At 70.6% G+C, this 5,135-nt stretch carries 4 protein-coding genes and 1 pseudogene; 2 read left to right on the forward strand and 3 right to left on the reverse strand.

Going from position 1 to position 5,135, the window contains the following annotated elements:
- Positions 1-381: pseudogene (locus R6V09_RS45415) on the reverse strand (ferric iron reductase); the annotation flags it as partial.
- Positions 382-591: 210 nt separating this feature from the next.
- Between R6V09_RS45415 and R6V09_RS45420 the strand changes: the two are divergent.
- Positions 592-1,743: a DMT family transporter gene (locus R6V09_RS45420; RefSeq protein WP_317887334.1), complete on the forward strand. Its 1,152-nt coding sequence runs from the start codon at positions 592-594 to the stop codon at positions 1,741-1,743.
- Here R6V09_RS45420 and R6V09_RS45425 read toward each other — a convergent pair.
- Positions 1,733-2,938 (reverse strand): transglycosylase family protein, encoded by a 1,206-nt coding sequence (locus R6V09_RS45425; protein WP_317887335.1) that lies wholly within the window; start codon positions 2,936-2,938, stop codon positions 1,733-1,735. The two genes, R6V09_RS45420 and R6V09_RS45425, sit on opposite strands and share 11 nt — an antisense overlap.
- 254 nt (positions 2,939-3,192) lie before the next feature.
- Between R6V09_RS45425 and gndA the strand changes: the two genes are divergently transcribed.
- On the forward strand, positions 3,193-4,632 hold the full coding sequence (gndA, locus tag R6V09_RS45430) for an NADP-dependent phosphogluconate dehydrogenase (RefSeq protein WP_317887336.1): 1,440 nt from the start codon (positions 3,193-3,195) through the stop codon (positions 4,630-4,632).
- Between the two features lie 39 nt (positions 4,633-4,671).
- Here the strand turns inward: gndA and R6V09_RS45435 are convergent, their stop codons facing one another.
- Entirely contained in the window at positions 4,672-5,025 is a 354-nt protein-coding gene (locus R6V09_RS45435) for a VOC family protein (RefSeq protein WP_317887337.1), read from the reverse strand.
- Between the last annotated feature and the right edge of the window lie 110 nt (positions 5,026-5,135).

Consider the following 5,135-nt stretch of genomic DNA (forward strand, 5'->3'; position numbering starts at 1 on the left):
CAGCGGGCGGACCTCGGCCAGCCACAGGTCGTCCGGCGCGGCGCTGCCCGCGTCCCAGTGCAGCAGGCGTGGGTCGAGGTCGGGGACGCGGCCGTACAGGGCGGCGCAGCCGAGCGCCGCCGACCACAATCGGGCCGCGAGTGCCTGTTGCGCCACCGAGGCGGCAATGCGCAGCTCAGGGGCCTGGAGACGCTCCGCGACGGCATGGATACGGAAAGTCAGGGAATTTCCGTAAACATCCGGCACCGGGTTTTCGTAGGTCAGCGCGAGCGTCGGCAGCGGGCCGCCGGGTGCTGCGCCCGTGCGTAGTACGAAGAAGCCGCCGAGGGCGCGGAGCGCTGCGAGTTCGGGGTCGAGGTCCACGAACAGCAGTAGTACCAAGGCTCCTAGGGGTTCCACCCAGGGGGTGTCCCCCTGCTGTCACCCACCTTGGGGAGGACAAGGGGCGTTTCGTACTCCATCGGCAGTACTACCCAATCGGTGCTCAGGTACGACGACGGGAAGAACATCGCGCGGCATCGTGTTCTGTATGAAAGCCGACCGTTCGCCGCGTGGTGCCAGAGGCGCCCGCCTGACGCAGAGGAGCTGCCGATGAGCGCCCTCGCGTTGTCCATCGTGCTGTCGCTCGTCTCCGCAGTGGCCTACGCCGGCGGAGCGATCGTGCAGGAGCGCGTCGCGGTGTCCTCTCCCGACCAGGAGTACGCGCCGCTGCGCCGCCCGAGCTGGTGGGCGGCGGTCGCGTTGAACGGCACCGGCGGTCTGCTGCACGTGGTGGCACTGGCCTACGGCCCGCTCAGCCTGGTGCAGCCGCTGGGCGCGCTCACCATCGTGTTCGCGCTGCCGATGGCGGCCCTGTTCGTCGGCCGCAAGGCCGGTTCCACCGCCTGGCGCGGCGCCATCATGGCGACGATCGGTCTCGCCGGTCTCCTCTCCCTGGTCGGCGCGTCCGACAGTCACTCGCTGAGCACCGCCCAGCGGGTGTCCGTGGCGGTGTTCACCGGCGCGGTGGTCGCGACCCTGATGATCGCGGGCCGCGCGGCACACCGGCACCCGGCGGTGCGCAGCGTGCTGCTGGCGACCGCGTCCGGCATAGCGTTCGGCATGTCCTCGGTGTTCACGAAGACGGTGACGGTCGACTGGGACAACGGCGGGATATCGGCGACCGACATCCCGTTCCTGGCCGTGATCGCCGTGTTCGCGGTGGCCGGTCTGATGCTGTCGCAGGCCTCCTACCGGGGCGCCGGCCTGGCGGCTCCGCTGGCGGTCCTCACCGTCGTGAACCCGGTGGTGGCGGCCGTCGTCGGCATCACGATGTTCGGCGAGACCTTCCGCTACGGCACGACGGGCACCCTGCTCGCCCTGAGCGCCGGAGTGGTCGCCGCCGGTGGCCTGATCCTGCTGACCACGGAGCGGCTGGAGAGCGAGCACGCACCTGCCCGATCGGATGACACCCACGCGGCCCCTGTGGTCCCCTCGCCCATTGAGGAGTTGCTCGACGCCCTCCCTGGACAGCCCGTCGACGTGAGCGCGAACGTCGACGCGCGGGGCACCGACCTCACGGTCGCCGCGCAGGGCGGCGAACTCCGCGTCCCGGCCCCGGCGGCGATCCCGGCCGGCGAGGGTTACGAGGCCCTGGAGCCGGCCGGCTCCGCCGCACCACCGAGCTACTTCGGCCCGTTCCACGCCGGGCTGTACGTGATGATGCCGGTCCACGACCGGCATCGCACACGAGTCAAATCCTGACGCCGCCCGCCCGCAGATAGGCGAGCGGGTCGATGTCGGTACCGAACCCGGGCCCCGTCCGCACCTCGAAGTGCAGATGCGGGCCCGTGGTGTTCCCGGTGGACCCCGACCGCCCGATGCGCTGCCCGGCGCCGACGGACTGGCCGTCCCGCACCGAGATCGCGGACAGGTGCGCGTACTGCGAGTACCGCCCGTCGGCGTGCCGGATCACCACCTGGTAGCCGTAGGAACCGCCCCAGCCCGCGGTGACGACCTGCCCCGCCTCGATGGCCTTCACCGAAGTGCCGGTGGGGACAAGGAAGTCGACGCCGGTGTGGTAGCCCTTCGACCAGGCGGAGCCCTCCGCGTGGTATGCGGTGCCGATGGAGGCGTTGACGGGGGCGACGAGGGAGTGACTCGTCGTCTTCTTGGTGGCCTTCTTCTCCGTAGTGTCCGAAGAGGTCTTCTTCGTCGCGGACTTGGTGGCCGCCTTGGTGGCCGGTTTTGTCGTGCTGCGGGTCGTGGAGTCTGCCTTGGAGTGCAGGCTCAGCCGCTGGCCAGGCAGGATCAGGTCCGGGTCGTCACCGACGGTCGTGCGGTTCGCGGCGTAGAGCCCGTGCCACCCGCCGTCGACGCGCTCGGTCTCGGCGATCCCGGAGAGGGTGTCACCGCGCACGACCGTGTACATCTCGACGGTGCCCGCGCGGGACTGCGGTGTGGTCTGCGGCTGTACGTCCTTCACGGACCGCTTGACGGTCTGCGTCTTGGCGTCCTCGGCCTTGGTGCTCCCGGTCTTCGTGCCGCCGACGTGGATGTCGGGGGTGTCGCCGCCCCGGCTGAGCCCGGCGCGCACCGAGCACACCGGCCAGGCGCCGGGCCCCTGGCCCTTGAGCACCTTCTCCGCGACGGCGATCTGCTGGTCCCGGGTGGCCAGATCAGCACGGTGCGCGTACGCCGTGCCGCCGTAGGCCTCCCAGGTGGACTGGGTGAACTGGAGCCCGCCGTAGTACCCGTTGCCGGTGTTGATGCTCCAGTCGCCGCTGGACTCGCAGGCGGCGACCTTGTTCCAGGTGCTCACATCGGCCGCCTGGGCACTGCCGGCGCCGGCGCCGACGAGCGGGATCGCGATGCCCGCGCCGCCCGCCGTGACCGTGAGGAGCGAGGAACGGTTGATCCTGTTCGGCTGATACCGGCGGTGCCGGCCGCGTACGGCCATGGAGAATCCCCCTCGACATACGTCAGGAGGGCCAAAAGTAAGCGCCCCGAACAGGCCATGACAAGACGGCAACCGGCCGCCCTGTGGCTCAAGTGGCGAGCGGGCCGCTCCGGTTGCGGTGAGCACGTGCGGTCGGGGTACCGGCAGGCCAGGATGGACCGAGCGGCAATACTGGCGAGACGACCGGTACCACCGATGTTCAGGACCTTCCTGATCTTTAGGCCTGATCTTCCTGATCCTTAGGAGCCAACCGAATGAGCACTTCAGCGCAGATCGGCGTCACGGGCCTCGCGGTCATGGGCCGCAACCTCGCCCGGAACTTCGCGCGCAACGGCTATACGGTCGCCGTGCACAACCGGACCGCGTCCCGCACCCACGCCCTGGTGGAGGAGTTCGGCGGCGAGGGCGACTTCATCGCGGCGGAGACGGCCAAGGACTTCGTGACGGCGCTGGAGCGACCGCGCCGCCTGGTCATCATGGTCAAGGCCGGTGAGCCGACGGACGCGGTGATCCAGGAGTTCGCCCCGCTCCTCGAACCCGGTGACATGATCATCGACGGCGGCAACGCGCACTTCGCGGACACCCGCCGCCGCGAGCGCGACCTGCGCGAACAGGGCATCCACTTCGTCGGCATGGGCGTCTCCGGCGGCGAGGAGGGCGCGCTGAACGGGCCGAGCATCATGCCCGGTGGCCCGAAGGAGTCGTACGACTCGCTCGGTCCGATGCTGGAGAAGATCTCCGCGAAGGCGGAGGACGGGGCGCCCTGTGTGACCCATGTGGGTCCCGACGGCGCCGGGCACTTCGTGAAGATGGTGCACAACGGCATCGAGTACGCCGACATGCAGCTGATCGGCGAGGCGTACCAGCTGCTGCGCGATGTCGCCGGGTACTCCCCCGCGCAGATCGCGGACATCTTCCGCACCTGGAACACGGGCCGGCTGGACTCCTACCTGATCGAGATCACCGCCGAGGTGCTGTCCCACGTGGACGCGGCCACCGGCAAGCCGTTCGTGGACGTCGTCGTCGACCAGGCCGAGCAGAAGGGCACGGGCCGCTGGACGGTGCAGATCGCCCTCGACCTCGGCGTCCCGGTCTCCGGCATCGCGGAGGCGGTCTTCGCCCGCTCGATCTCCGGCCACGCGGCACTGCGCGAGGCCTCACGGGGCCTGGCCGGACCGACGGCGACCCCCCTGGGCGAGGGCGAGGCGGCGGCCTTCGCGGACCGGGTCGAGCAGGCGCTGTACGCGTCGAAGATCGTGTCGTACACGCAGGGCTTCCACGAGATCGCGGCAGGCAGCGAGGAGTACGACTGGAACGTCGACCTCGGCGCGGTCTCCTCGATCTGGCGCGGCGGCTGCATCATCCGGGCGGCCTTCCTCGACCGTATCCGCGCCGCGTACGACGCCCGCGCGGATCTGCCGAGCCTGCTGTCCGACGAGACGTTCGCGCAGGAGATCGCGGCGGCGCAGGACGACTGGCGCGAAGTCGTCGTAGCGGCGACCCGCCAGGGCGTCCCGACACCCGGCTTCTCGGCCGCTCTCGCCTACTACGACGCGCTGCGTGCCGAGCGGCTGCCCGCGGCGCTCACGCAGGGGCAGCGGGACTTCTTCGGGGCGCACACGTACCGCCGGGTGGACCGGGACGGCTCGTTCCACACCCTCTGGGGCGGTGACCGCTCGGAGATCTCGGGCTGACCCCGCCTGCTGTGCCGAGCCCGCCTACCGGGGATCCGGTCAGGCGGGCTGCCACAGTTCGATGCGATTGCCCTCGGGATCGGTGACCCAGCCGAAGCGGCCGACGCCGTCCATGTCCTGCGTCTCCCCGTCCACGTCCGCGCCCTTGGCACGCAGCTGCGCGAGCATCGCTTCGAGGTCGCGGACCCGGAAGTTGAGCATGGCCTGCTGGGTGCGGGACCCGAAGTAGTCGGTGTCGGCCGGGAAGGCCGCGAACACCGTTGGCCCGGCTTCCTGCTGCCACATGCCGTGCTCGTCGGCGTCCAGACCGAGGCAGTCGCGGTACCAGGTGCTGAGGGCCGCCGGGTCGGTGGCCCTCATGAAGTGTCCGCCGATTCCAAGCACACGTTCCATACCGGCCATCCTGCCAGGAGGGCGGTCGGGACGGCGGGCTCGGGCGGGGCCAGCATCGTGCCCGGCGGCCGGGTTCAGCCGGACGGTTCGCAGGCGCGCGGCTTGCCGGT

It is taken from the genome of Streptomyces sp. W16 (assembly GCF_033194735.1).
Classification (GTDB): domain Bacteria; phylum Actinomycetota; class Actinomycetes; order Streptomycetales; family Streptomycetaceae; genus Streptomyces.